We start from the raw sequence: 25729 nt of genomic DNA, 5'->3' as shown, positions 1-25729 counted from the left end.
GTCCATATAACAGAATTTTTTAGCTAGCTTTTCTGATTATAAAAATATCAAGTGACCCGTCTGCCATGACAAACAATATAACGGTTCGGCCAAAATTCGGCTATGTCTTTGGCTGGAATTTAAACTAAAAAGGCTCCAAATTATGATTTGGAGCCTTTAAGCTCTATTGTATTTATAATTTATTGTGTCACTTTAATCATTGCTCTGGTAATCTGATCTTCTTTCTTTTTAGAATAAGTAGAATCAAAAGGCTTCATCACATCAAATAAATATTGGTAAAAAGGAGTGATTTTCTGTATATTCTCCGACTCTTTTACCGCCTTTTCTTTACCCATTTGCTGAAGTGCTGTGATGAAAACATTGAATTTTTTATCAACAGGCTCTATGGATTTAATCAGGTATTCATAAGCTTTCTCGTTCTGTCCCAATTTTTTATAAGCATCCGTAACTGCAGATACCACGAGAGAATATTCCATAGGTTTCACTCTCATCTGTCTTGCCGATTGTTTCTGGAATGCCGGGGAAAGACTCAGGTAATAATCATATTCTTCAAAGATCTCTTTTTTGAGAATTTCAGCCAGCTGAAGTCCTTTCTTCTCCTGACCTGCTATGATATACCCTGTTACCATCGAACTTAATGAACGTGGATCATTGTATTTTTCAGCCGGAATTTCTTTTGAAACAAGATCCAGTATCTCTACCGCTTTTCCTTTTTGTCCGCTTAATGCCAATGCAGAAGCGGCTCTGCTGGCAGTCATTCTATAGCCCATAATATTGGAAGTAGCAGCTTCATCATAATGAATACTGAGATCTTTAAAATTTCCCCATCTGAAGTTTTTCACTACATTATACAGAGCATTGGTATCTACCCTGCCCATGTCACCGTCTGTCCCGGGAGCGGTGTGGATAGGCACCAATTTGTAGCTGAAGCCTTCAAACTGAAGATACTCATCCAGGTAGAAAATATTTTCACTGTCATACACGCCTCCAGATGAAAAGTTAATCGGACGCTTCCAGTCAAAATTAGCGAGCATATCCAGCATCATCAGGTTATTTTTGTAAAGGGTATTTCCTTTATAAGTAATCATGATCTGGTTGACCACATTGGGCAGATCTGCCTGGGTGATGATTCCTGCTTTTAAAGCATTCTCTTTATTCACCGGAAGAATGAATTTGGTCACCGGAAGAATATTGTATTCTGCATATTTTTCTTCACCGAAGTACATTTTCAGAAGTTCATCTTTTTCAGGAGACTTGAACTTTAAAAAGCTCACCGCCTCCTTCAGAGTCAGAGAATCCTGGGTGAGAAATTTTTTGAAGGCCTGGAATTCCGTATCAGGAACGCCCTGCTCTTTTAGCATAGAGAAAAAGCCTTCCCAGTCTTCTTTCTTCATCATGTAGATCTGATCATTCACTCCATCTCTGTAATCATCGTGGGTCAACTGGGTAGGAATACCTGTCGCCTGATAGGTTTTTCTTTTGACCTGATCGATGTACCATGGCGTAGCTAAAAGAGTAAAATTCACCGTTTTCACATCATCGCGGAAGCGTTCGGTCTCCTGGATGGCCCATACGGGAAAAGTATCGTTGTCTCCGTAGATGAAAATAATATCATCTTTCGGCAGTGATTTGAGGAATGAGTATGCATAGTCACGCGCTGCCGATTTTTTGCTGCGGTCATGCGGGGTATAATTCTGGAAGCCCATCATCAAAGGAACGCCTAATAAAATTACGCCTAAAGCGATATTCGCTCCATTAGATTTTACTTTAGACTGAACAAACCATAAGATAGCGCCAGCTCCCATTCCGATCCAGATGGCAAAGGCATAGAAAGAACCCACCATTGCATAATCTCTTTCTCTTACTTCAAAAGGTTTTACTCCTGTATAAAAAACAATCCCTAAACTTGTTAAAACAAACAGTGAAAGTAATGCATAGAATCTTCCAAAGTCTCTGTTTAACTGGAAAAAGAAACCAATTAATCCTAAGATCAATGGCAAAAAGAAGAATGTCACCGTACTATCATTCCTGAACTTCGCAGGTATTTTGTCCTGATTTCCAAGTAAAGCATTGTCAATAAAAGAAATCCCGGAGATCCAGTTTCCTCTCGTATTCTCCATTTTTCCCTCAAGATCGTTCTGTCTTCCCACGAAGTTCCACATCAGGTACCTAACAAAATAATAGCCGTTTTGAAAGGTAATAAAATAGTCCATATTCTGCGCCAGTGAAGGCTTCTGAACATTGATCAGGTTGTATGGCTTCACTTTCAGATAATCGGCTGCGGTGATCGATTGATCTTCATATTTCCCTCTTAATTCCTCAAAGATCTGTTTGGCCTGGGGATTATCTGCCACCTCTTCGTTATCGTAATTAAAGGTAAAATCGGGAGCTCCGTACATTGAAATATAGTTGGCCATGACCTCTTTATCCTGATTGAACATTCTTGGCATCAGACTCACCTGGGATTTACTGAAAACATAACGGAATCGGTCTCCGGTTTTTCTGTAGGTTCCGGTTTTCTCATCCTTTTCAAAGGTTTCTCCTGTTTTTTCAGTCTTAAAACTTCCGTCTTCATTCTTCTCCATTCCGTTTGCATCAAGAAAAGCGGTATAGTTTTGACCGTAGATGGTAGGCCAGTCTCCGTATTGCTCTCTGTTGTAGTAATCCAGCATACCAATCGCGGTATCAGGATCGTTAAGATTCATGGGTGGATTGGCATTGGCTCTTACGGGAATCACCATCCAGCATGAAAAACCGATCATCATATATACAACTGATAATGCGATGGTCTGATATAGTTTTCTTTTGGCTTTTCGGGCATATGTAATGATAAAATAAGAAGCTCCTGTCATCAGAATAAATGCCGCGATCGTTCCGGAGTGGAAAGGAAGCCCAAGTCCGTTCACAAAGAATATTTCCAGTCTTCCGAACATGGTCATGATCAGTGGGAAAATAATTTTGAATACGATAATTAAAATTCCCAGAGTGATCGCGTTTGCCCAGATAAAGCTTTTCCAGGTAAATTTGTAATTTCTGGCATAATAAACCAGACAGACAGCCGGAACTGCCAGCATACACATCATGTGAACTCCAACGGAAAGTCCAAGGATAAAGAAAATAAGGATGATCCATCTTTCGTTATCTGCTGCTTTGTATTCGTTTTCCCATTTGGTAACCAGCCATACCAGCAGTGCAATAAACATGGAAGCCATAGAATACACTTCTCCTTCTACTGCAGAGAACCAAAAGGTATCCGAGAAAGTAAAACATAATGCTCCTATCGCTCCCGCAAAAAGAATAGAGATTTCCTGGTGCTTTGTTATTTCTTCAAAGTCTTTGTTTAAAAGTCTTCTCACAAAATGAGTGATCGTCCAGAACAGAAACAAAATGGTGAAGGCACTGAATAAAGAAGACATTGCATTGATCACAATGGCATAATTCTCTTCATTTCCAAAGGCCAATATACTGGCCACAGAGCCCACAATCTGGAATAATGCTGCTCCGGGAGCGTGGGTTACTTCAAGCTTTACGGCTGAAGAAATGTATTCGCCACAGTCCCAAAAACTGAGAGAATGCTCCATGGTGGAGAAATAAGTAATCAGGGCAATCAGGAACATCACCCATCCTGCAACGGTGTTCCATTTTTTAAAAGACCAGTTCTTCATATACAATGTAATTTCAATACATAGTAAGACAACTAACTTCAGGGAATTATTACATCAACCTGTAAAAAACATCATTTTACTTTAAATTTTTTATTTTTACAGTCTACAATCAATGTATGATTCAGGAAAAGCTTGTTGCCAATCATTCCCTGCATTCCGGAAGTTTTCATCAGAAGATTCTGCATCTTTGAAGTTCCTTCTACATAAGTCACTTCTGAAAGTTGAAGCTTGCTGTTTCCTATTGTTACGGTCTGATCGGCGGTCGCAGAATTCACGGTTAATACATTTCCCCAGGAATTTCCCTTTTCTTTTTTGATGCTCCCGTCCGGCCTTCTGTACTTTTGCCATTCTTCTCTGTTGGTAAGGAGTTCGTAACCACTGGTGCCTGAATCATACAACAGTTTCAGTTTCTCACTGGCAATGGTTCCCGGGAACATGATCTTCCGTTTTTTAAATTCAAATGTTTCAAAACCCTTTTCATCGGTATTTTCTACGAAGGAGCATCTTTCATTTTTAAAATCAAGAATGACAATGCGTTTTTCAAACAAATCGGTTCCGATGGTTCCAATGATATTGTTGGCCACCGTATTTTTAAAATCTACCCTATTTCCATAATTCAACAGTTTGAAATCGGAAGTTACCGTCATATTTCCTAAGCTGAATTGTGCTGACATCGTATTCAGTTTTTCATTAATTCTGATTTTATCGTGAAATTTAGTACGGATGGATTCCAATGATTTTTTATAGAACATAGTAGTTGGAGAACCTGAATCGAGCTGCATAAAAAAAACGTTGTCAATTCCTTTGATCTTCACAGGTAAAAGGACCGCAGCGTGAGAATTCTCTTCAGTATGATCCCAGCCCAGAGTTGTATTTTCTGCAATTCCAGCGACGTTCAGATTATTTTCCGGCGGCGTGAATTTTTGATCAAAATAAAGGTAACCACCAATCAGAGAAAGTGCTATAAATATGGCAGCAGATCCCATCAATTTCTTAAAGATTTTCATATCAAAATTTTCTGCAAGATTCAGCATAATGATCTGATTTTCCTGAAAAAACAATACGACATCTTTACGTCATTAGTATGACTTTAGTTATAAAAAACTGGTTTTCAATTTAATATATAAATCTCCGTTTTTATTGAGACCGATCCCGTTTCTGATAATAATGAATAGTTTCACAGATATAAAAGCGATTAAAAAGACAAGAAAAAGAGGGATTTTTAGAGATAATGCCTTTTGAATAAACGGGCTGGTGATCATTAAAACAGAAACAATACCCGCTAGAATAATTTGAATACTCACCAGATTTCTCCCAAGTTCTTTATTGAAAGGATCTCTGGTTTTATAGGTTAAAATCAAGGGAAATATTACTCCGCCATAGGGAACAATAAGCCCAATGAGAGCCGAGAGATTAATTAATTTTGCCCGGTCAACATTGATGACTTCATCAGTGGCAGAGATCAGGTTTTCAGGTTCTGTTTCTAAAGTCCGGGCAATCGCTTTCAGGGTAAATCCTTTTGGAATATTTCCTGCTTCAATTCGCTGAACGGTTCGCAAAGAAACTCCTGAACTTTCTGCAAGCTCAGTCTGGGTCATATTCTTTTTCTCTCTTAAAACTTTAACCGCATTTTTCATTTCTTAAGGCTATCCATCAGATTTATTCTTTATTTACTTCTTAATTCACCTATTTCTTCTACAAGCTTCGGATACTTGGTATGCAAGTCAGCTCCTCCTTTGGGTTCTCTGCTCATGCTTCTATTCATACCGTCGTAATCGTTTTCAGGGTATAATTCATACACTGTATCTTTGATAATGGATTCTTCATCTTCATGATTCTGGGCATATGCATCATCCGCCACATAAAGCAGTCCTTCTGCCCAGCAGTCTGCTATATCAAAACTGTATTTTCCGCTTACAAATGATTGAATATCCGCCTTTAGATCTTCAAAAAATTCTTTTCCTTTGAGTAACAGCCAGCATCGGAAATAAATAAATCCGTCATCGGAAAGATAATCATCAAAGATATAGACTCCATTTTCCTTTTTAAAATCACATTCAAGAATGATGGAGAGTTCTGCAATTTCAGCGGTATACAATTCCCCTAATTTTTCCTGAAGCGTTTTTTCGAAAAGGATCATTCTTTCTTTGCCAAATCTGGACAAATGATCGGTCAGATTTTCGAGGTGTTCATCAATATCATATTCGCTCCAATGGGCGTTTTTATACTTATTGGATTTTTCGATGGCATCCCAAAAATAAATCTCTGCTTTTTCATTCTCGGAAAGTTCGACCTTTTGGGGAATCTCATCATTTTCATGAATTTCAGTATATCCCTTTTTAATTTTCTGATTGATCAGTTTTTCGGATTCTAGAATACATTCTTTTTCATCTGCATATTCTTTAACTGTTTCCCGGCCTTTGGTTCCGGTTTTTCCAAAAGATATCGTCTGTATTTTCCCGGAGCACTCAATATTCCAGAATTTGTCGGACAGTTCTTTTTGGTTGATAAAGTTTCTTTTCATAGTGGATTGTGATGGTATTTTTATTAAAAGAAAGTGAAACTACGAAAAAACTTTGGAACCGAAAAGAAGGAATGCCCTAAGGATAGAGGTTTTTGATTGATTTTCACTTTATTTCATCTACTCCATTTTAATCTGATCATTGAGAAAAAAATATGGTTCAACCCTAAATTTACTTTTTAAACGTAAAGTTTGAATATCATGATTCGTATTGTAGGAAGGCAAAGAAAAGAATCAATACAATTGATTCGATCAAGCGTATGGATACAGCGTTTGTTTATTCCGTGGTGTAGCCACGCTTCTTTGCTCGACTTGAAGCTATACCGTTACCATTAAAACTTTGCGTTTAAAAATGTTTAACCTATATAGAGGGATTTATCAACCATTTTATTTTTAGCACAAAACAAGGCTTAATCTGGCATGAATAATCCTGTGAATTAATACGTATTATTCAATCCTCCATCCAAAGGAATACTGGTTCCGGTAAGATAAGATGAATATTCTGATGCCAGGAAGGCTGCCAGATGACCATATTCTTCAGTTCTGCCGAGTCTTTTCATTGGAATTTTATTTTCCCTTGCTTTTTTGATTGCTTCCTCTGACTTTCCTGTTTGTTTTGATTCATGGCTGATCAGGTTTTGAATACGCTCGGTATCGAAATATCCTGTTAAGATATTATTGACTGTGATCTGATGCTGTGCCACTTCATTGGATAAGGTTTTCGCCCAGGCAATGACCGCCGATCGAATGGAATTTGAAAGGGATAAATTATTGATGGGTTCTTTGACTGATAAAGAAGAAACATTAATGATACGCCCGTTTTTCTTTTGTATCATGTGAGGTAAGGCAAGCAATGTCGTTTCACAGACTGTTTTAAAAAGGAGATCAAATGCTTTTTGATAATCTTCTGCATTTTTATCGAGCGCTAATCCCGGTTCCGGACCGTTTGTATTGTTGACCAGAATATCTATAGAATGATGACTGAAATAGTGGGAAATAATTTTTTTGTATTCTTCGAAATTGGAAAAATCCGCTACCAGATACTGATGTCTCTGATCAGGATGGACTACGGGTAATGTAGACACCACTTTTTTAAGTTTCGTTTCATTGCGGGCCATTATCGTGACGTTTGCTCCACATTTTGCCAGTTCCAGAGCGATTCCTAAACCTATTCCCTGGGTAGCGGCTCCCACTAAAGCATTTTTTGAAAAAAGCTGAATATTCATATCTTACTATTTATTGCTGATTAATTACAGATAAATGTAGCAAAAAAGCTTTACATTCCAGTCAATGAATGTTTAATAATTACAGAATGATACGTGTTATTTTACTGAGGCAATGCAGGGGGCAAAACTCTTTCCGGTTTCGAAGATAAGGTTCGCAAGAAGGCTTCCAGCTGGGCAATTTCTATATCAGTAAGATCCAGCAACCTTACAAAAGCTGATTTTTCGGAAGACAATGGGATCCCCTGATGAACGGTTGAGCGTTTTTGAGAATGTTCAGGGTTTCCTCTGCTATAAAACTGAATGACTTCCGTGAGGGTCGTCATAGAACCATTGTGCATCCATGGTCCTGTTCTTGTTACCTCACGCAATCCCGGCACACGGAACTTTCCGGCATCTTCCGGTTTTTTGGTCATCAGATAACGACCCAGGTCTTCTTCTTTTGATCCTAATAAAGAAGTTCCAATATTTTCAAACTGATTATTGGAAAAATACCCTGAACTGTGGCAGTTCATACATTGTGCTTTGGTTCGGAAAAGGTGCAGGCCCATAAGCTCATCATCCGTATAAACTTCTGCTTTTCCGTCAATGAACTGGTCAAATTTGGAAGTTCCGCTTCTAACGGTTCTTTCAAAAGCGGCTATTGCTTTGGAAATCCTGTCCTTGGAAACGGTTTTATTGCCAAAAGCTTTTTCAAATAATAATTCGTAGCCTTTTATTTTAGCGATTTTTCCGGCTGCCAGATCGATGTGCCCATTCATTTCTCTTTCATCCCGAATCGGCATTTCGGACTGTTCTTCGAGAGATGCCGCGCGTCCGTCCCAGAATAAAGAGGTGGTATAGGCTACATTCAGAATGCTCATGGCATTGCGAGTACCAATTTGCCTGTCGTGTCCAAAAGAAAAAGTCCTGTTATCACACCATCCTAGCTCCGGATCGTGGCAGGAGGCACAGGCAATCTGGTTGGATTTTGAAAGTCGGGGATCGAAAAAAAGTGTTTTTCCCAGCAATGCTTTGTCTTGGGAATATGGATTATCTGCTGGAAACTGAATTTCAGGAAGATGACCAATTTCGGAAAAGTAGGGTCTGGCATCGGGATCTAAGATCGGTTTAGGCCATGTTGAAGAATCCCCGGAAGAATATAATTTCCTCAATTCGGCAAGAAATGAGGCTTTCTCCCGGATTTCTTTCTGAACACTATTGCTGAAACAGTTATTCAAAAGGGAAACGGTGAGAAATGCAATTAATATCCAGCTTAAGACACTTTTCATGAATTATGAGTTTCCGCAAAAATAGGCAAACTGGCGCAATTCATTTACAACCGCTGATATTTATTTAAATGGTTATTCATGCCTTTATTTGAAAAGCAATAAAATATAAGTCTTCACCAACAAATCAGTGTGCAATCATATTTCAGAAAGGCATGCACTACCATTACAGTTTCAAATAATTTAATCTAAGGATTTATAACTTCCCGTTTTGAATCTCATCATACAATTCCCTGTACGACTCAACCAAAGCATCTAGTGTAAACCCACGGTTTAAACCACTGGTATTTGGCAAAACCCACACTCCGGAACCGCAAAACTCTTCTGCCTGATATCCCCACTTGATTTGTTTCTTTTTAGAAAAAGCCTGGTAGGCGGCTTTTCCAAGAAATACGATATATTTTGGCTGAAAACGGGTTATTTTTGTTTTAAAGAGCTCAAGGGAGTTGTCGAATTCTTCTTTTGAAAGCTCGTCAGCACGGGATGTTGCTCTTGCTACGGCAGTGGTGAGCCCATATCCGAAATCCAAAATACGGGTATCATTCTCCGCCCCGATCTGGTAGGGTGTAAATCCTGCCTGATGCATGACCTTCCAGAAGCGGTTGCTTCTTCCCGAAAAGTGATGTCCCTCTGCTGCAGATTTCAAACCGGGATTGATTCCGCAAAAAACAACGGTAAGGTCTTTGGCCATGATATCTTTTAACATAGGTAATTCAGGATTTTCTTTTGGGAACGGGCTACGGATCAAGTTCTTTACAGCAGCAATATAAATATTAATTTTAAAATATTCAGTAGACATATCTGCATTCCCAGAAATTAACCTCTTAAAAAATTATTAAAAGAATAACTATGGCATGAATATTAATGTATATCCTGTAAATACACCAAGATGGAAAATATGTTACAAAATATCGACCTGATCCATCGGTACTTATCAGTCAGTATTATAGATCAGTTTTGTTTGAATGTTGATTTGGAAGGCGAATATATCTTTACGCAGAACATTATTTCTAAAAAAATAATTATCGCGACAACGTTTACAGATCAGATCCTGTCTCATCCTCAGTTAAAATTATTTCTGTCTGCTTTGATTGCTGAAATCAACAGCGGGAGATGTACCGTAGATCTTCTCCGTCAAAGGATGAGACATTTTGAAGAAATGAGGCAGCAGCCTGTCAGAAGGATTATTTAAAAAGAAATCCCTACCCGTCACAGGTAAGGATCTTTTATAAATTTCGAAAAGCATGGATGCTTTTTACCGTACTTCTGCTATTTTAAATATTTAGCTACTTTATCTTCCAGATCATCCAGATTGAATGGTTTTGCTACATAATCGTCAGCCTGAGCTTCTTCCGCCAATCTCACGATATCATTGTTGGCCGTTACATAAATGACAGGAATAGATCTGAACTCTTCATGACTTTTTAAAAGTTTGGTGGCTTCTACTCCACCGATCTTTGGGATCCAGTTATCCATAAGAATAACATCCGGCTGAAATTTTGAAACTTTTTCCAGTATATCATGAGATGTTTCTGAAATTTCGACCTGATAACCATTCTCTTCGAAAATGATGGTAATTACCTCTAAAATAGTTGTATCATCATCAAAAATCAAAATTTTCTTTGTACTCATATTCGTTCTATTTAAATCTTAAGATTGTTTTTAATTTCTAATTCTATAATTGGTTGATGTAGTCGGCCAGATTATCGGGTTTAATAATCAAATCATAGTCAACTTCTTCTACTGCGTGTCTGGGCATATAATCTACTTCTGCCGTTTCAGGTTCCTGAATCCAGACTTTTCCTTTATTTTTTTTAATAAATCCCAAGCCTTCTACTCCATCAGCATTGGCCCCTGAAAGCAAAACGCCCACCAGGCTTTCCCCATACACTTCCGCTGCAGATTTGAATGTAACATCAATGGAGGGACGGGAATAGTTCATTTTTTCTGAGAAATCCAGCGACATCATCTTTTTATTTTCGAATAATAAGTGATAATCTGCAGGAACTACATAGAGTTTATTATTTTGAATTTCCGTTTTATCATCGATCTCAATCACTTCCATACTCACAAACTGCTGGAGTAAGGTTTGCAGAACGTTCGTTGACGAAGCTTTGCGATGCACCACGAGTAAAATCGGGAAACTGATCTCATTCTTTAATTTTTTAAGCATTTCCAGAATGACCTGCAGACTTCCTGCCGATCCTCCTATCACTACCAATTCGGTCTTTGTGTTTTTTATTTTCATCATCAATGGGTGTTACATATGCTCCGTTTTCTTCCAGATTCTCTGATCCTCAATCTGATGATAATTTTTATCTAATTTCGAAAATCTCAGCGTTTCTTTTGAACCTAAGGCAAGATAGCCCAGATTTTCAAGACTGTTATCAAAAAGCTTGAAAACACGTTCCTGCAATTCCCGGTCAAAATAGATCAGTACATTTCTGCAGATGATGAGCTGAAAACTATTGAAGGAACTGTCTGACACTAAATTATGAGTAGATAATATCAGCTTTTCCTTTAAACTCTTATCAAATTTTACACTGTCATAATTGGCGGTATAATAATCTGAAAAATCTTTTTTCCCTCCAGACAACATATAATTCTCTGAATAGAGCTTCATTTGCTGTAAAGGAAAAACGCCTGAGCGTGCCTTTTCCAAAACCGAAGGATTCAGATCCGTCCCATAAATCAGAGATTTGTGGTAGAGATTGGTTTCTTTGAGCAAAATAGCCATCGAATACGCTTCTTCTCCTGTAGAACACCCCGCCACCCATATTCTGATGAGCGGATAGGTTCCTAATTGTGGTAAAATTTTTTCTCTGAGCGCTTTGAAAAAATGCGGATCACGAAACATTTCGGTTACATTCACTGTAATTTCTTCTACAAAGCGTTTCAGGTATTCCGGATCATTGAGAACGGTATACCTCAGCTCTGCAAAACTGGTAAATCTGTCGATCAGACAAATTCTGTTTACCCGTCGTTTAAAAGAAGCCCTGCTATACTCTGAAAAGTCATACCCATACCTCTCATAAACATCTTTTATCAAGTATTCTACTTCTTCATCTTTTACGATACTTGGTTCCAGCATTTATATGAGTTTTTCAATAGCGATCATTAACAGGTCTACATCTACGGGCTTTGAGACATAGTCCTGAGCTCCTACATCCAGACATTTCTGACGGTCTTCCGGCATAGCCTGAGCTGTGACAGAGATCACAGGAATCTGGCTTATTGACGGTGTATTTCTAATCATCCTGATGGCTTCATAGCCATCCATTTCAGGCATCATCATGTCCATAAGCACGATGTCTATTGTATTTTCTTTTAAAATCTGAATGGCTTCCTGAGCCATTGTACAACTTTCAATCTGATAGCCTCTTGATTTCAGCGTCAGTTTAAGTGCAAATATATTCCGTGGATCATCGTCCACAATCAAAATCTTCTTATTCATCATTTAACTTTCATATAACCAGACACGCAGTAAGGATAACAACTGATCGATATCTACAGGTTTTGAGATATAATCTGACGCTCCTGCTTCTATACATTTTTCACGGTCTCCGATCATGGATTTTGCTGTAATGGCAATGATTGGGAGCCTTGCCAACGCAGGCATTTTTCTGATTTCCTGTATGGTCTCATAGCCATCCATTTCAGGCATCATCATATCCATCAGAATAACGTCTATGTCTTTATGTTCTTTGATCTGTTGCAGGGCATGTTTACCATCCATTGCTACAACAACTTCTACTTTATATTTTTCCAAGGCTTTGGTCAGAGAGAAGATATTCCGTACATCATCATCGGTAATCAATATTTTTTTTCCGCTCAAAACTTCAGTTAAGGAACCTAAAACCTTATTTCTTGCAGTCTCCACAGAATTGTTTTTTTCTTCCACCAAATGTAAGAATAAACCTACTTCATCTAAAATTCTTTCATAAGAATGAGCCGTTTTTACAACAATAGAGTCTGCATACTGCTTGATCTTCAATTCTTCAGATTTGGATAAACTGTGTTCTGTAAAAATGATGATGGGCAGGTTTTCGAGTCCTTCATAGCTTTTAATGGATTCAACGACCTTGTACTCACTGTTTCTTGAGTCTCCGATATCGAGAATGACACAGTCGATATGGTCGGAAGTTAAAGCTTTAACACTGTCTTCCACATTATTTTCTACGGATAAAGAAATGTTGAAATTGCTTAAATAGTAAGATAATGCTTTGGCATGCTTTGCATTATGTTCTACAATCAAAACTTTTTGCGGCGACATTTGAAGCGCATCTTCAATTTTCCTGAAGACGTCTGTCATTTGATCCAGAGCAAGCGGTTTATTAATGAAATCAATAGCACCTTTCATTAAACTTTCTTTTTCAAGCTGCAGGACAGACATCATATGTACCGGAATATGTTTGGTTGCAGAATTGGATTTAAGTTCATCCATCACTTTCCAGCCATCTTTTACAGGTAACTGAACATCTAATAAAATGGCCTGTGGATGGTACTGAACAGCTGCTGACAAAGCATAATCGCCTCTTACTACCACAACTCCCTTATAGTTATTCATCCGGGTATATTTGAGGAGTGCCTTGGCAAAATTGATGTCATCTTCTACAATTAAGATCACTTTATCCTCGGGAGTTATCCCGTCTCTGTCATCATCTACATCCTCAGGAATTTCCAGGGTCTCCAAATGCAGTGCTGTTTTTGCTTCGGCTTCTTCCAGAATATTCTGGATTTCTCCCACATCTTCACGAATGATATCTACCAGGTTCTGGTCGTTCTCAGGCTGAATGGTTTCAGATATCGCTTTTACAGGGATAATCAGACTAAATTCGCTTCCTTCATCCACTTTACTTTTCAGGCTGAGTTCTCCACCAAGTAATCTTGCAATTTCCCGGCTTATGGACAATCCTAATCCGGTACCGCCAAACCTGCGGCGTGTAGAGCCGTCTGCCTGTTGAAATGCTTCAAAAATAATGGCCTGTTTTTCTTCCGGAATTCCTATTCCTGTATCTTTCACACTGAAAACAATGAAATCTTTGTTTCCGGTATCTTTTCTAATATTTAAAGTGATGCTTCCTTCTGTTGTAAACTTGATCGCATTGGATAAAAGATTACGCAATACCTGATCTACGCGAAGTCTATCGGTTTCAATCGTTTTTTCTACTCCTTCTTCTATCTGGATATCAAAATTGATCTTCTTTTCCTGAATAATAGGGTTGAACAGGCTTCTTAAATCTCTGATCACATCATTCACAATAACCTCCTGATATTCAAGCGTCATTTTGCCGGATTCTATTTTGGCAAGATCCAAGATCTCATCAATAAGGGTCAGAAGGCTGCTTCCTGAACTCTGAATCACTTTTGCCGATTCTACCTGATCTTCATTCAGGTTTTCATCCGGGTTTTCTGCCATCAGTCTGGAAAGAAGTAAGATTGAGTTCAGCGGTGTTCTCAGCTCGTGAGACATATTGGCCAGGAATTCAGATTTGTATTTGGTGCTTAAAGCAAGTTCTTCTACTTTTTTCTGAATCTCACCGTTTCTCTGAGCGATCATGTGATTTCTTTCTTCCAGCAGTCTTGAGCGTTCTTCCAGTTCGGCATTGGCCTGCATCAGCTCTTCCTGCTGTACTTTCAGTTCTTCTTCTGAAGCCTGCAATTTTTGGGTCTGGGCTTCCAGTTCTGTATTCAGGTTTTCCAGTTCGGAATGTTGAACCTGTAGTTCTTCTGACTGAGCCTGAGTTTCTTCTAATAACTGCTGCTCTTTTTCACGGCCTTTTGCGGCATTTAAAGCAATTCCGATATTCCGGCTGCATTCAGCAAAATAATCCAGTCTGTCCTGATTAAAATCTGAAGTTGATCCCAGTTCTAATATGCCAATACAGTGACCATCCGCGTGAATCGGAATTAACAATATTCCGTTTATTTTTATTTTGCTGCTTGCAAAACTTACCATAAAATCTTCTTCATGAAGATTGTTGTACACCTGCATTTTTTCATTGGTAAAAGCCTGGCCAACCATTCCTTCTCCCGGTTCGAAAGTTTTTTTCATGGTATTTTCCAGACCGAAAGCGGTACTTAGCTTCAGTGTTCCTTCATCAAAAAGGTATAGCGCGCCATTGATGCATTTTCCGTACTCCACAAGCTGATTTAAAGAGACATTGGATACCTCTTTTACCGATTTATTTCCTACCAGAGATTCATTCAGTAAAGCGAGGCCTTTCTGTCGCCAGTCACTTTTATTGATTTTATCAAAAGATTTCTTCAGAGAATCGGTCATATGGTTTAATGATTCTACCAGGTCGCCAAGATCATCCTGTGAATGATCTACCGCCCTCTGGCTGTAATCCCCATTTGCCACTCTGTTGGCGATCTGCCGAATAGCATTTACACGTCTGCTTATTTCAAGATCTTTAGCACGTAACTCATTTTCCAGTTTTTCTCTGCGGATCAAATCTGCCCTTAGTTTGATATAGAAGAAGATGGTAACAACTACCGCTGCTATGGCAGAAACAATAATAAACATAACGGTAGTTCCGGAGGAACGGTTGAGATCTTTATTTTTAATTTCAAGCTGGGCTTCTTCGTACTGAACAAATTCCCGGACGATTCTACGGCAATTGTCCATATAACTCTTGCTTAGCATAATCTGCTCCTGAGTCATGACCACTCCTTTTCTTCTGTTTTGAACAAACTGCTTTAAATTGCCAATATTGCTGTTCACATTCTTTTCTAAAGCATTTAGGCGTTCCAGCTGATTTTTATCTGAAATACCTAAAGATCTTGCGCGTTCAAAAGCTTTTTTATATTCGTTTAAGCTCCTGTTATAAGGCTCCAGAAAGTTGTCTCTTCCTGTAAGCTGATATCCTCTGTTTCCTGTTTCTGCATCCAGTAAAGCGACAAGAACATCTTTTACGGCAGTTATTGACCGTCTGCTTTTAGACAAACTTTCACGGTGATCCATCTGTCTTTGAATACTGAGATAGGATGCAACTGAGCTGGCAATTAAGATCAGTAAAGATAACCCCACCCCAAACTGAAGATTTCTGATTATTTTCTTTGGCATGTGTCTTAGTTTAATGGTAAAGTGAAATAGAAAGTAGAACCTTCCTCTAGTTTACTGGATACCCCAATGGTTCCGTGATGCTGTTTAATAATTTCTGAACAGATAAACAATCCTATTCCCATTCCCTGAAATTGTAAAGAGGACTCTTCTACCCGGTAAAATTTGCGGAATACAGCATCCTGCTTGAAGTCTGGAATTCCTATTCCGAAGTCGGTAACACTCACTTTTACTTCCTGGTTTTCATCATCTACAAATGCAGTGATAATCACCTGGTTATTTTGAGGAGAATATTTGATGGCATTGGTCAGAAAATTAATCAGGACCTGTTCGATGCGTATTTCATCAAAAGGAATCAGGATTTCAGGATTTATACTCTGTCTTTTTATTTTGACTTTATTTTCGTCATGAGTCTGTATAATGGTTTCAACGGCATTGCTGATCACATTTTCGAGACTGGTAGGCTTTCTGTTGATCTTAAGTTTACCGTTTTCTATTTTAGAAACATCAAGAAGATCCGTAATGAGTGTATTTAATTTTTCTATCTGATCCTGAACTTTCCCCATAAAACCGGCTTCTGCACTTTGCTTATCAAGTTTTAATTTTCGGTCCAGTAGTTGAACATAAGCTTTGATACTGGTTAAAGGAGTCTTGAGCTCGTGGCTTGCAATACTAAGAAATTCATCTTTTTCCTTTTCGACTTTCTTCTGATCGTCCATGTCTGTAAAGGTCCCGACCCAGTTTTTCACTCCATTTCCTTCGTTCACTGGGGTTATCCGTAAAAGATGATAACGGTAATCTCCGGAATCGATATTTTTTATCCGGACCTCCAGCTCCAGGGCTCTGTTCTTTTTTCTGCAGCGTTCAAATTCTTCTCTGATATTAAGGTCGTCAGGATGAACTTCCGGAAAATCGGTATCTGTCTCTGAATATTGGTACCATTTAAGGTTGACAAACTCTATATTTCCTTCTTCATTGAGCGTAAATGCAATCTGTGGCAGCGATTCGAGCATTAACTGAAAGTGATCAATCTGCGACTTCATCGTCACCTGGGATTCTCTTCGTCCCTTGACTTCCAGCTCCAGACTCTGCTGGGTCTTCTTCATCGCAAGACTCTGCTCCTGAAGATTGTAAAAGGTTTTAACTTTAAGCAACAAAATTTCGGGATCTACAGGTTTTGTGACATAATCCTTTCCTCCTGAAGCATAACCACGGGTTATAAATTTTTTCTCAGTATTTACTGCTGATAAAAATATAATGGGCACTTCTTTTGTTTTGCTGTAGTCAGCCAGTGTTTCAGCAACTTCAAATCCATCCATCCCTGGCATTTGCACATCCAAAATAATCAATGCATAATTATTTTTTATGGCTTTGCCTAGTGCTTCTTCTCCTGAGTCGGCTGTATCTACCTGAAAATCTTTAGATTCCAGAAGTTTTTTTAATGAGTAAAGATTACTTTGGTTGTCATCAACAATTAAGATCATAAGGCGAATCAGTACTTGTGGTTTATATATTTTTAGTAGCGCCAAAAATACTCACAAAATTCCGAAAAACATTTATTTTTTCATCATTTTACACCTAGGTACCACACATATACACTTATAAATAAATTTTCAAAATAAATATTCCTAAATATTTTATTATACTTAAAAAAACAATTGATTTACTAAATAATCAACATTTAATCAGGGCACTGTTCGCTTTCAATATGATCTAAGAATGTAAAAACATTAACCATTCTTTCAATAAGTCCCTGATATCTGATAACGGAAAAGCATTGGGCTGTTCATCTATTATAAATTCCGGATAGTCCATTTTCAAATCAATATGCTCTAAAACCATCGAATCATAAGACATCCAGGCCGTATCCGGAGTCGTATTCAGATAGTCATTTATTTCTTTCAAAAGGAATTCGGTACGGGAGATATTTAAATAGTTTAAAAATTGCAGCAGATTGTTTTCGTCTACCATGCCATCCTTGCGGATACACTGGTGACCTACATTCTCACCTGCAGTGACCTTCAGAAATTCAAGTCCGTATTGATCTTTTGTGTTCATGGTTTGTTTTATTTTATATTTCGTTTAAGCTTCCTTTTTATTTTTTGCTTAAAAATAAGAACTGCCTTCAGGATATGAAAGCAGTTTATTTTTATAATGTTTTTAAAACTTTTGCAGCATTTTCATTTTTAGGATTGATTTCCAGAATTTTCCGGTAACTTTCTTTGGCTTTATCTTTCTGTCCGGCCTTCAGATAAGCTTCTCCCAAACTGTCGTAGACATTTTCACTTTTGGGATACAATGCAGTATTTACACGAAATACATCAATGGCTTTTGTGAATTCTTTATCGCCCAGCATTTTGTAGCCTACTCCGTTCAGATACCCTTCTGAGAGAAGATCGTATCCGGCATCTTCCGTTTTGGCTTTCTTATAAGCGTCAAGACCTTTATCGAAACTTCCGCCCAGCACCATTTCCAAAGGTGTTTGATCGTCTGTGCTCATCTGCGCATCCGTAGATTTGATTTTCCCGTTAGAATAAAGCTGTACCCTATCTGTTTTCCCGGTATCGGCATTTTTTACAAATTTCACTGTCAGATCCCAATCCCGAAATGCGTATTTATTTTCCCCAACTTTGAACATTTCTATTGGAGTTTCTGTATTATCAGCAGTCATCAACTTTCCGTTTTCGTTATAGACTTTGGAAAAGCCATATTTTCCATTTCTGTAACGTCCGATATTTTTAAAATCATTCTGATTCAACGGTAATATTTTATGGACAGACCCATTAAATAATGGCCAGTGATAGACTTCTGCTACAGAACGTACAAGTTCTTCTATAAATTCAGGTTTGTTGGTATTTGTTAGTACAACAATTCCATCACCGCTTGTTTTACTGGCTATAAATCTGCTGGAAAACCCCTCATTCCAGCCTCCGTGCTGAAAATACATATGGCCTCTTCTGTCTTCCAGAAAGATTCCCAGCCCCATAAAGGGATCAATAAAGGAAGTCGTAAACTGTTCCGCAGTCTTTTGTGAAATAATGGTATGGCTCTTCCCGCTCAGGGCATTCTGAATATCAATGACAAACTTGGCATAATCTTCCGCTGTAGTCCATAATCCGGCTGCGGCCTGTTCGGGGTACGTATGAGATTTCCCCACAACTTTTACCCCGTCCTGATTATAGGCTGTAGCGGCAAATTGTGACTGAACATCAGATAAAGGTTGTGAAAATGTACTGTTTTTCATGTCGAGTGGCAGAAGTACTTTCTCTTTCATAATGGTTGTAAAATCTTTCCCTTCCAAATCGATAAGCATCTGCTGCAGCACACAGTATCCTCCACCTGCATAACGAAATGGTGTTCCGGGAACTTTATCTACAAAAATAGCGGTGGTATTGGACGGACTCTGACCATTTAACACCTGAATTAAAGTGGGAACAGGCTTTCCTGCCTCATATCCGGGGAATCCGCTTACGGTAAAACCAGCGGTATGACTGACTATATTTTTAAAGGTGACTTTTTTTTCTTTTGTGAATTCATTTTCAGGGACTTTCCAGGATTTCAGGTATGAATTGACATCGGCATCCGGGTTGATTTTTCCGGCCTCCACTTCTGTTAATGCTGCATACGCAGTTACCGGCTTACTCATGGATGCTGCCTGAAAAAGCGTTTTGGAATTGACCGGATTTTTAGATTCTACATCTGCGAAACCGTAGGTCTTGCTCCAGATCACTTTTGAATTTTTGATGACAGCAATGCTAACTCCCGGCACATTGTAATGCTTCATTCTGGATTCGATCGTCCAAGTGGGTTCACCCTGAAAACGGACGGCAGGTATTAATCCTGCTTCTGCTTTGGAAATTTCGTTGTTTAATTGGGATTTTGTCTGTGCAGCCAGTGGAATGGAAGTCATTCCTATGATGATTGCAGCATAAAAGGGAGTTATGGTTCTCATTTATTTGTTGAAAATTAATTGGTCAAAAGTAGTTAAGTTTTAGCTTGTATTGAACAAGTTTATCAGCCTTTTTTAAAATTATAGGACTATTATTTATAAGACAATAATTACCCCTGCTATATTACATCCACACATCCTGTTTCGGATTCATTCCGATGGATTTCAGTACCGTTCTTCCGGATGCATTGATATTATCCGAAAAACTTACGCATGAAAGTTATGATTCACTTGAATCTGCTATTAAAAGCTATGAAGGAGAAATATTGATCCATGCCCGGAAAGCAACATTGGCATCATAAAGGAACGAAATTGACATGCGAAAGCCGGATTTTTCTGGTAAAGAAATAACAGAAAGTAAAATTCTCAGCGCGAAGTCTTCGACTTCGCGCTGAGAATTTCTGAATCATTTAAAGTTTACTTTTTTAGTAATATTCCGGATGCTGTTTTCATGTATCCGGCATCTGATAAATCCTTTAACTGTACCTGAGGCGAAAAGCCTTCTCCGATTTTGGAGTATTCTTTTTTATTCCTGTCTACGATGTTTCCTGTGGTCAAAACAAGAAATGCTCCATCAGAAAGTTTATATTCCTGGTTTCCTGAGGTAAGGCCCATTGTATTCTGCCCGATAACCGTTACGTTCTTCTGACCTGCGAAAGCAACTGTGCAAAATTCGCCTGAACTTGATGTTTTCTTATTGACCATCACTACAATCGGTTTCCTGATCTGCTGAGGAACTTTTTTGATATTAAAATGGTGGGCAATTGGCTTCCCTTCGTAGAGATCTCCTTTTGTATTATACTTAAAAATAGCATACTGCCCTTCTGCATCTATGGTCCCGATTACGTTTTGTTGATCCAGCATCGGTGACAGAGCCGCAAACATGGGATAAAACATTCCTCCTTCATTGTCTCTCAGATCCAATATCCAGCCTTTTGGTTTTTGAGCATTGAGCTCTTCCAGTTTTCTATAAAATGTGTTGACGAACTCATCCCATTCAGCAAAATGATAACAGGCAATACCGGGAAGTCTGATGTAAGCGATCTGGTCTTCAATCATTTTTGATTCAATAACAGGAAATTCCTGTCCAGTAGCTCTGTAGCCAAGAGTATAGGCCTGAACCATTTCTGGTGGGAAAAAATTGGAGTGCGCATCTTTCAGGGCTCCCAGGATATTTTTGATCAACGGATAAGTTTCCCTGATGGTATGAATATTTTCAGCTTTTTTGCGGGAATCTGCATACAGAGAATCCCAGTTGATCCGATGTTTGTTGACAGATTTAGCCTTCATAAGGTCAAGAGCGCTGACTACATAATTTTTAACACTGTCGGTCTGTGCATTGGCATTGATATGAATAAGGATAAGAACACCAGTGATCAGAAAATAAAATCGTTTCATTGTATATTTATCAATTGAGATGGAGTAAAGATAATCTTTTTGACAAATGAGCAGACAATAGATTAATAATTTTCGTAAAACACTCATGACATATAAATTAAATAATCCAATTGAGCTGCTGAGAAACTGATTAATTATTTAAATCTGTCAAAAAATGCCGGGCAGTTCTCTATTGTATCTCCCGGTTTAAAATAATTAATTCTTTATTTTTATTTTCTCCGTCAGCCAGCCCATAAAAGATAACGGCATAGCTATTTTCAGCTGTTTTGTTAATGCCGGAAATAATCAGATTGTCCTTATCTATTACTAAGACTTCATTTGTAAGCAGATTTTTATATCCTTTTTCATCTTTGCTGTACAATAATTCCAGAAGCGTATCATTCTTTATGGTCAGCCAGCCGTTCCCAAATTCTCCGTTGAAACTCATGACAAAAGTATTTTCGGCAATTCTTACGGGTGACCAGGTATTGAAAAATTCACTTCCGATATCTGCAAGATCTTTACTTGAACATTCAAGATCCGGTGATAGGGTTTCAATGGATATTTTTCCGTTTTCTTCGCAAAGCAGGTACGAGTTTTCGTCAAAAGATAAGCAGAGGATTTCCCAAAACCATTCTTTGCCGGAATCGATTGTTCTCTCGCGTTTCACATGTCCCAATTCATCAATCTGCCTGTGCAGCCAACCTTTTTTGTCCTTGGCCAATAAATGAATTTCGCCATTATTCATGAAGATTTTATTGTTTCTCGGAAGGTCAATTTTTATATTGTGTTTCTTTTTAATTCCATCATTTTTAAATTCGATAGAAAGCATTTTGTCGGGTTTGGTTTCCGACCAGATATCCACCTCATAAAAAACTGAAAACTGATGGGTTGTCCCAACAAATTTTCCTGTGAAAGGTCTGTTTCCTTTTGGCAATTCGACAAATGAACGGTTAAAAACAGGAATACTGACTTCTAATTCTTTGTCCGGGTGATAAGGAACCACCGAAACATAATTTTCGTGTCCGGGGCTTACAAATAAAGTTGGCAAAATTCCATCATCTTCGGCAAAACTTTCTTCATTTCCTTGGGTATCAATAATGGTGTAAACCAGTTTATAGGTTCCGTTTTTATCGTAAACATAGTTAGCTAAAAGTGTTTTTTCTCCGAATGAAATATTTCCATGGGTTGAAACTCCACTTTCTGCAACCAATGTTGTCAATATTCCCCATTCCGTTTTTTTAGTGATCGATTGATATCGATTTACTTTATCCGGGTTTTTCATATTTCTGCTATGTCCTGTATTTGTATACTATATGATACTGATTGATGTCTTCTTTACCGGGGTAATTTAGGAATAATTAAATGATTTGAAATATTTTCCTGAAGCCTCTTGTCCTTTCCTACTCAAATTTTAAAACTTCACGACAACTTTTCCGACGGTCCGCCCTGTTTCAATCTGCCGGTGGGCCTCAGCCATTTCGTCAAATTCAAATACATGAGACACATAAGGTTTCAATATCCCAGTTTCCAGCAAAGACGCAATCCTCTTCATATCTGATCCGTCAGAATAGACCGACATAAAATAACAGGCGTGCAGTTTTTTTTCGCAGGCTTTAAGTTCATCTTCTTCGGTATGTCCCGATGGCAAAGTGACAATGGTTCCAAATGGTTTTAATACCTGTACTGATTTTTGAAAGTTTTTACCTCCAATAGATTCAAGGACAAAATCAATATCCCGAAGTACTTCTTCAAAAGAAGTGGTATGGTAGTCCATATGCTCGTCAGCCCCTAGTTTTAAGATGAAATCACGATTGGACATTGAAGATGTTCCGATGACATATGCGCCCATGTATTTTGCAATCTGTACTGCAAAATGCCCTACACCACCTGAAGCAGCATGGATAAGAACCTGATCAGCCGGCCTCAGCTTACCGTAGCTGTTAAATGCCTGCCATGCCGTTAAAGCAGCGAGTGTAGTTGCAGCAGCTTCTATGTGAGTGATATTCTTTGGCTTTAAAGCGAGATGTTCAGCCGGAGCTGCAACATATTCTGCATATGCTTTGCCGTGACCTACGAAATTGACCATTCCAAACACTTCATCACCTATTTGAAATGGTGTGACCCCGCTTCCTGTTTCTACCACTTCTCCGGAAATATCCCACCCTAAAATCAACGGATTATATTTTGCAAGATCTTCTGCCAGCGGTGCCTGACGGCTTCGGACTTTAACATCTACGGGATTAATACTTACCGCTTTCACTTTAATTAGTACTTCACCTGCTTTTATTTCAGGTTTTTCAATGTCTTTGTAAATAAGACTTTCAACCCCTCCAAATTTTTCCAACACAATTACTTTCATAGGATGTATTTATTGTATTTATTTTACAAAAATAGACTGGTAAAATGAATAAAAACAGGTACATTTAAAGCTTATTCAGGTATCTTTACAGGATGGCAAAAGAGTGTTCATATAATTTTTCATAAGAACCGATCAGCTTTTCAACCAGTTTAAACATTCCGTAATCTGTCTTTTGCTGATAAATACGTCTGAGTTTATTTCCGGAGCAGGAGACAGTTTAAGCTCTATTTTCTGGCTTGAATGTTTGATGATCTCAACAATTGCATTTTTATTGATGATAAACTTGCGGTTGATTTTGAAAAACAGCTGTGGGTTCAGCTTATGGATGACGTCTTTGATGGTATCATCATAAATATAGGTCTGATGATCAATCGTTGTGAGAAAAAGGTATTTTCCTGAGGCGAAAAAGTAGGCGGCATTTCCTTCGTCTATTGATTTAAGTTTATTTCCATCCCGTACCATAAAACGTTTCATCACCTCCGGACCGTCGGCCTGGTGTAACGTAGACATCGACTTCAGAACAGGTTCCGGATCATAATTGGTCCGTATGGAGATAAATTTCTGCAATGCCTGATGTAAATCCTCTTCTTCAAAAGGTTTCAGAAGGTAATCTATTGTGAAATGCCTGAAAACCCTCATGGCATATTCATCAAAAGCAGTTATAAAAATGATGGGCGTAAAAAGCTCCACATATTCAAAAATCTCCAGACTCATTCCGTCACCGAGGTGAATATCCATAAAGATAAGATCTGCTGAATGGTTTTCGAAGAAGTCTATGGCCTGTTTTTTTGAACGGAGAACCACCGTCTCAGTCACAGGGACTATGCTTTGTTTATCCAAGAGATCTTTGAGATAATTAACAGCCAGCAACTCATCTTCTATAATGGCAATTTTCATAACATGACAAAAGTACAAAAAAACCGCTAAAACTATTAAGTTCAAGCGGTTTCAGGGGTTGTTAATATGAATGTTTATAAAAGGGGATTATTCTTCTTGGCACTCATTGGGAATTCTATGGTATATCTCACATCATTCTGCTGAAGAATATACTCTGTGCCGTTCACATGATGAATGATTTTTTTCTGATTGGCTCTTCTTAAATCAAACCAACGGTGTCCTTCCAATGCAAATTCTCTGAATCTTTCATCCAATATAAAAGTCATGAATTCTGTAGTATTCATAGAACTGATCTGGTTTTGAACTGCAGTGTATCCTTCCGGAGTGTATCTGTTTTTTAAAACTTTAAGCAATGTATCTTTCGCTTCACTCAGTCTGTTCAGTTTCAGTAATGCTTCAGATTTTATAAAATACATCTCCGCACTTCTGAAAGACACTCTGAAATCTGTGGTTCCTCCTTTGATCACTTTATATTTGCTGCCATTCTTTTCAAAATAAAGCGCAAACCTTTTGTCTGTCGCCGTATTATATTTTGACGTCAGTTCTGCAGAGGCAAAGGAAACATTCTGCACCGCGATGTTGAATGCATTATCCAAAGCCAGAATAGATTCTACTGAAGCATAATGATTAGGTGCAGTAGTCGCCGTATTTAAATTGCTTAAGTCTCCTTTTACGCTCATCACCTGCTCTGAAAAGTTTAAAGCCTTGTTCCAGTCGCCCTGGTAAAGAGCGGTTCTCGCCTGAAATGCTTTCAACGCGACTTTTGAGAATCTGTAATTGATGCCTGATGGCTGCTTCTCCTCTATCATAAGTCCTTCTGCCTTTGCAATATCAGCATTCACCTGGTTATAGACTTCCTGTACTGAAGAGGGTTTCAATACCTGTTCAAGATCAATTTCAAGACTGACCGGCACCCCTCTGTCCGTCGCTGCAGTTGCACTGTTATACGGTTTTCCGTAAAGGTTGACCATATCAAAGTATAAATAAGCACGAAGTGCATAGGCTTCTGCAAGAATCTGTTGTTTTTCAGGAGAATCTGCCATGGTCTTGCTTCCTTCATTGATGATCTGATTCAGGTAAAAATTCACGGAATAAAAACTTACCCACGGAAATTCTGCCGTCGCCTGATCTGTATTTGAATCTTTCCACATCGCAATTTCACGGTAGACATTAAATTCATTTACATTTTCATCGATATTCATCTCATCGGTACGCAGAGCGGTTAAAGATTTATGAACCGGATATTTTGAATAGGCTGATGTAAGTACTTTACGGTAATCTTCCACACTGACCGGAATAATTTTTCCTTCAGGCTGTATATCTAAAAAACGGTCACATCCGATGCTGGAAAGGCTTAGTGCTGCGATCGCAATGATTGTTGTAATTTTTCTCATTTTTCTC

Annotated in this window: 22 protein-coding genes; 2 read left to right on the top strand and 20 right to left on the bottom strand. The window is 38.4% G+C overall.

The genetic code is table 11. From position 1 onward, the window contains the following. Window positions 1–179: 179 nt before the first annotated feature. The 7 genes from BW964_RS21460 to mug form a co-directional block, all read right to left on the bottom strand. Window positions 180–3665, bottom strand: a complete 3486-nt coding sequence (locus tag BW964_RS21460; RefSeq protein WP_076510523.1) for a glycosyltransferase family 117 protein — start codon at window positions 3663–3665, stop codon at window positions 180–182. Between the two features lie 71 nt (window positions 3666–3736). Then, window positions 3737–4699, bottom strand: a complete 963-nt coding sequence (locus tag BW964_RS21455; protein ID WP_228432116.1) for a hypothetical protein — start codon at window positions 4697–4699, stop codon at window positions 3737–3739. 60 nt (window positions 4700–4759) lie between these two features. Then, window positions 4760–5302, bottom strand: a complete 543-nt coding sequence (locus BW964_RS21450; RefSeq protein ID WP_076510520.1) for a helix-turn-helix domain-containing protein — start codon at window positions 5300–5302, stop codon at window positions 4760–4762. A gap of 29 nt (window positions 5303–5331) precedes the next feature. Further along, window positions 5332–6189 carry a DUF4240 domain-containing protein gene (locus tag BW964_RS21445; protein ID WP_076510517.1) on the bottom strand — a complete coding sequence of 286 codons (858 nt, stop codon included), beginning with the start codon at window positions 6187–6189 and terminating at the stop codon, window positions 5332–5334. A gap of 434 nt (window positions 6190–6623) precedes the next feature. Further along, window positions 6624–7412, bottom strand: a complete 789-nt coding sequence (locus tag BW964_RS21440) for an SDR family oxidoreductase (RefSeq protein WP_076510514.1) — start codon at window positions 7410–7412, stop codon at window positions 6624–6626. Between the two features lie 101 nt (window positions 7413–7513). After that, window positions 7514–8680 carry a cytochrome-c peroxidase gene (locus BW964_RS21435; protein ID WP_076510511.1) on the bottom strand — a complete coding sequence of 389 codons (1167 nt, stop codon included), beginning with the start codon at window positions 8678–8680 and terminating at the stop codon, window positions 7514–7516. A 193-nt stretch (window positions 8681–8873) separates the two neighbouring features. Then, entirely contained in the window at window positions 8874–9383 is a 510-nt protein-coding gene (gene mug / locus BW964_RS21430) for a G/U mismatch-specific DNA glycosylase (RefSeq protein ID WP_076510589.1), read from the bottom strand. A 183-nt stretch (window positions 9384–9566) separates the two neighbouring features. Here mug and BW964_RS21425 point away from each other — a divergent pair, with 183 nt between their 5' ends. Continuing rightward, on the top strand, window positions 9567–9869 hold the full coding sequence (locus BW964_RS21425) for a hypothetical protein (RefSeq protein ID WP_123912007.1): 303 nt from the start codon (window positions 9567–9569) through the stop codon (window positions 9867–9869). Between the two features lie 77 nt (window positions 9870–9946). Here the strand turns inward: BW964_RS21425 and BW964_RS21420 are convergent, their stop codons facing one another. The 8 genes from BW964_RS21420 to BW964_RS21385 all read right to left on the bottom strand — a co-directional run bounded on the left by BW964_RS21420 (window position 9947) and on the right by BW964_RS21385 (window position 19695). After that, window positions 9947–10309: a response regulator gene (locus BW964_RS21420; RefSeq protein WP_073334882.1), complete on the bottom strand. Its 363-nt coding sequence runs from the start codon at window positions 10307–10309 to the stop codon at window positions 9947–9949. A gap of 43 nt (window positions 10310–10352) precedes the next feature. Beyond that, the gene (locus BW964_RS21415; RefSeq protein ID WP_076510507.1) at window positions 10353–10928 is read right to left on the bottom strand and encodes a chemotaxis protein CheB; all 576 of its coding nucleotides are present in this window, start codon (window positions 10926–10928) and stop codon (window positions 10353–10355) included. A 9-nt stretch (window positions 10929–10937) separates the two neighbouring features. Next, window positions 10938–11768 (bottom strand): CheR family methyltransferase, encoded by an 831-nt coding sequence (locus BW964_RS21410; protein ID WP_076510505.1) that lies wholly within the window; start codon window positions 11766–11768, stop codon window positions 10938–10940. Continuing rightward, window positions 11769–12131, bottom strand: coding sequence for a response regulator (locus tag BW964_RS21405; RefSeq protein WP_084176113.1), 363 nt, complete (start codon window positions 12129–12131; stop codon window positions 11769–11771). A gap of 3 nt (window positions 12132–12134) precedes the next feature. Next, window positions 12135–15746: a response regulator gene (locus BW964_RS21400; RefSeq protein ID WP_076510501.1), complete on the bottom strand. Its 3612-nt coding sequence runs from the start codon at window positions 15744–15746 to the stop codon at window positions 12135–12137. A 5-nt stretch (window positions 15747–15751) separates the two neighbouring features. After that, entirely contained in the window at window positions 15752–17227 is a 1476-nt protein-coding gene (locus BW964_RS21395) for a sensor histidine kinase (RefSeq protein WP_076510499.1), read from the bottom strand. Window positions 17228–17456: 229 nt separating this feature from the next. Further along, a complete protein-coding gene (locus BW964_RS21390; protein WP_076510497.1) occupies window positions 17457–17801 on the bottom strand; it encodes a hypothetical protein in 345 nt (114 codons plus the stop codon). 91 nt (window positions 17802–17892) lie between these two features. Then, window positions 17893–19695, bottom strand: a complete 1803-nt coding sequence (locus tag BW964_RS21385; RefSeq protein WP_076510495.1) for a serine hydrolase domain-containing protein — start codon at window positions 19693–19695, stop codon at window positions 17893–17895. Window positions 19696–19850: 155 nt separating this feature from the next. Between BW964_RS21385 and BW964_RS22650 the strand changes: the two genes are divergently transcribed. After that, window positions 19851–19994 carry a hypothetical protein gene (locus BW964_RS22650; RefSeq protein WP_165789205.1) on the top strand — a complete coding sequence of 48 codons (144 nt, stop codon included), beginning with the start codon at window positions 19851–19853 and terminating at the stop codon, window positions 19992–19994. 115 nt (window positions 19995–20109) lie between these two features. Here the strand turns inward: BW964_RS22650 and BW964_RS21380 are convergent, their stop codons facing one another. The 5 genes from BW964_RS21380 to BW964_RS21360 all read right to left on the bottom strand — a co-directional run bounded on the left by BW964_RS21380 (window position 20110) and on the right by BW964_RS21360 (window position 25722). Next, the gene (locus tag BW964_RS21380) at window positions 20110–21090 is read right to left on the bottom strand and encodes a S41 family peptidase (protein WP_076510493.1); all 981 of its coding nucleotides are present in this window, start codon (window positions 21088–21090) and stop codon (window positions 20110–20112) included. Between the two features lie 169 nt (window positions 21091–21259). Further along, window positions 21260–22354 (bottom strand): hypothetical protein, encoded by a 1095-nt coding sequence (locus BW964_RS21375; protein ID WP_076510491.1) that lies wholly within the window; start codon window positions 22352–22354, stop codon window positions 21260–21262. A 129-nt stretch (window positions 22355–22483) separates the two neighbouring features. Next, on the bottom strand, window positions 22484–23431 hold the full coding sequence (locus BW964_RS21370) for an NADP-dependent oxidoreductase (RefSeq protein WP_076510489.1): 948 nt from the start codon (window positions 23429–23431) through the stop codon (window positions 22484–22486). A gap of 132 nt (window positions 23432–23563) precedes the next feature. Continuing rightward, entirely contained in the window at window positions 23564–24328 is a 765-nt protein-coding gene (locus BW964_RS21365; protein WP_076510487.1) for a LytR/AlgR family response regulator transcription factor, read from the bottom strand. 74 nt (window positions 24329–24402) lie between these two features. Next, window positions 24403–25722, bottom strand: coding sequence for a RagB/SusD family nutrient uptake outer membrane protein (locus BW964_RS21360; protein WP_076510485.1), 1320 nt, complete (start codon window positions 25720–25722; stop codon window positions 24403–24405). Between the last annotated feature and the right edge of the window lie 7 nt (window positions 25723–25729).

Source organism: Chryseobacterium shigense, assembly GCF_900156575.1.
In the GTDB taxonomy this organism is placed as follows: domain Bacteria; phylum Bacteroidota; class Bacteroidia; order Flavobacteriales; family Weeksellaceae; genus Chryseobacterium; species Chryseobacterium shigense.
This window is presented reverse-complemented; position numbering and strand designations above follow the sequence as displayed.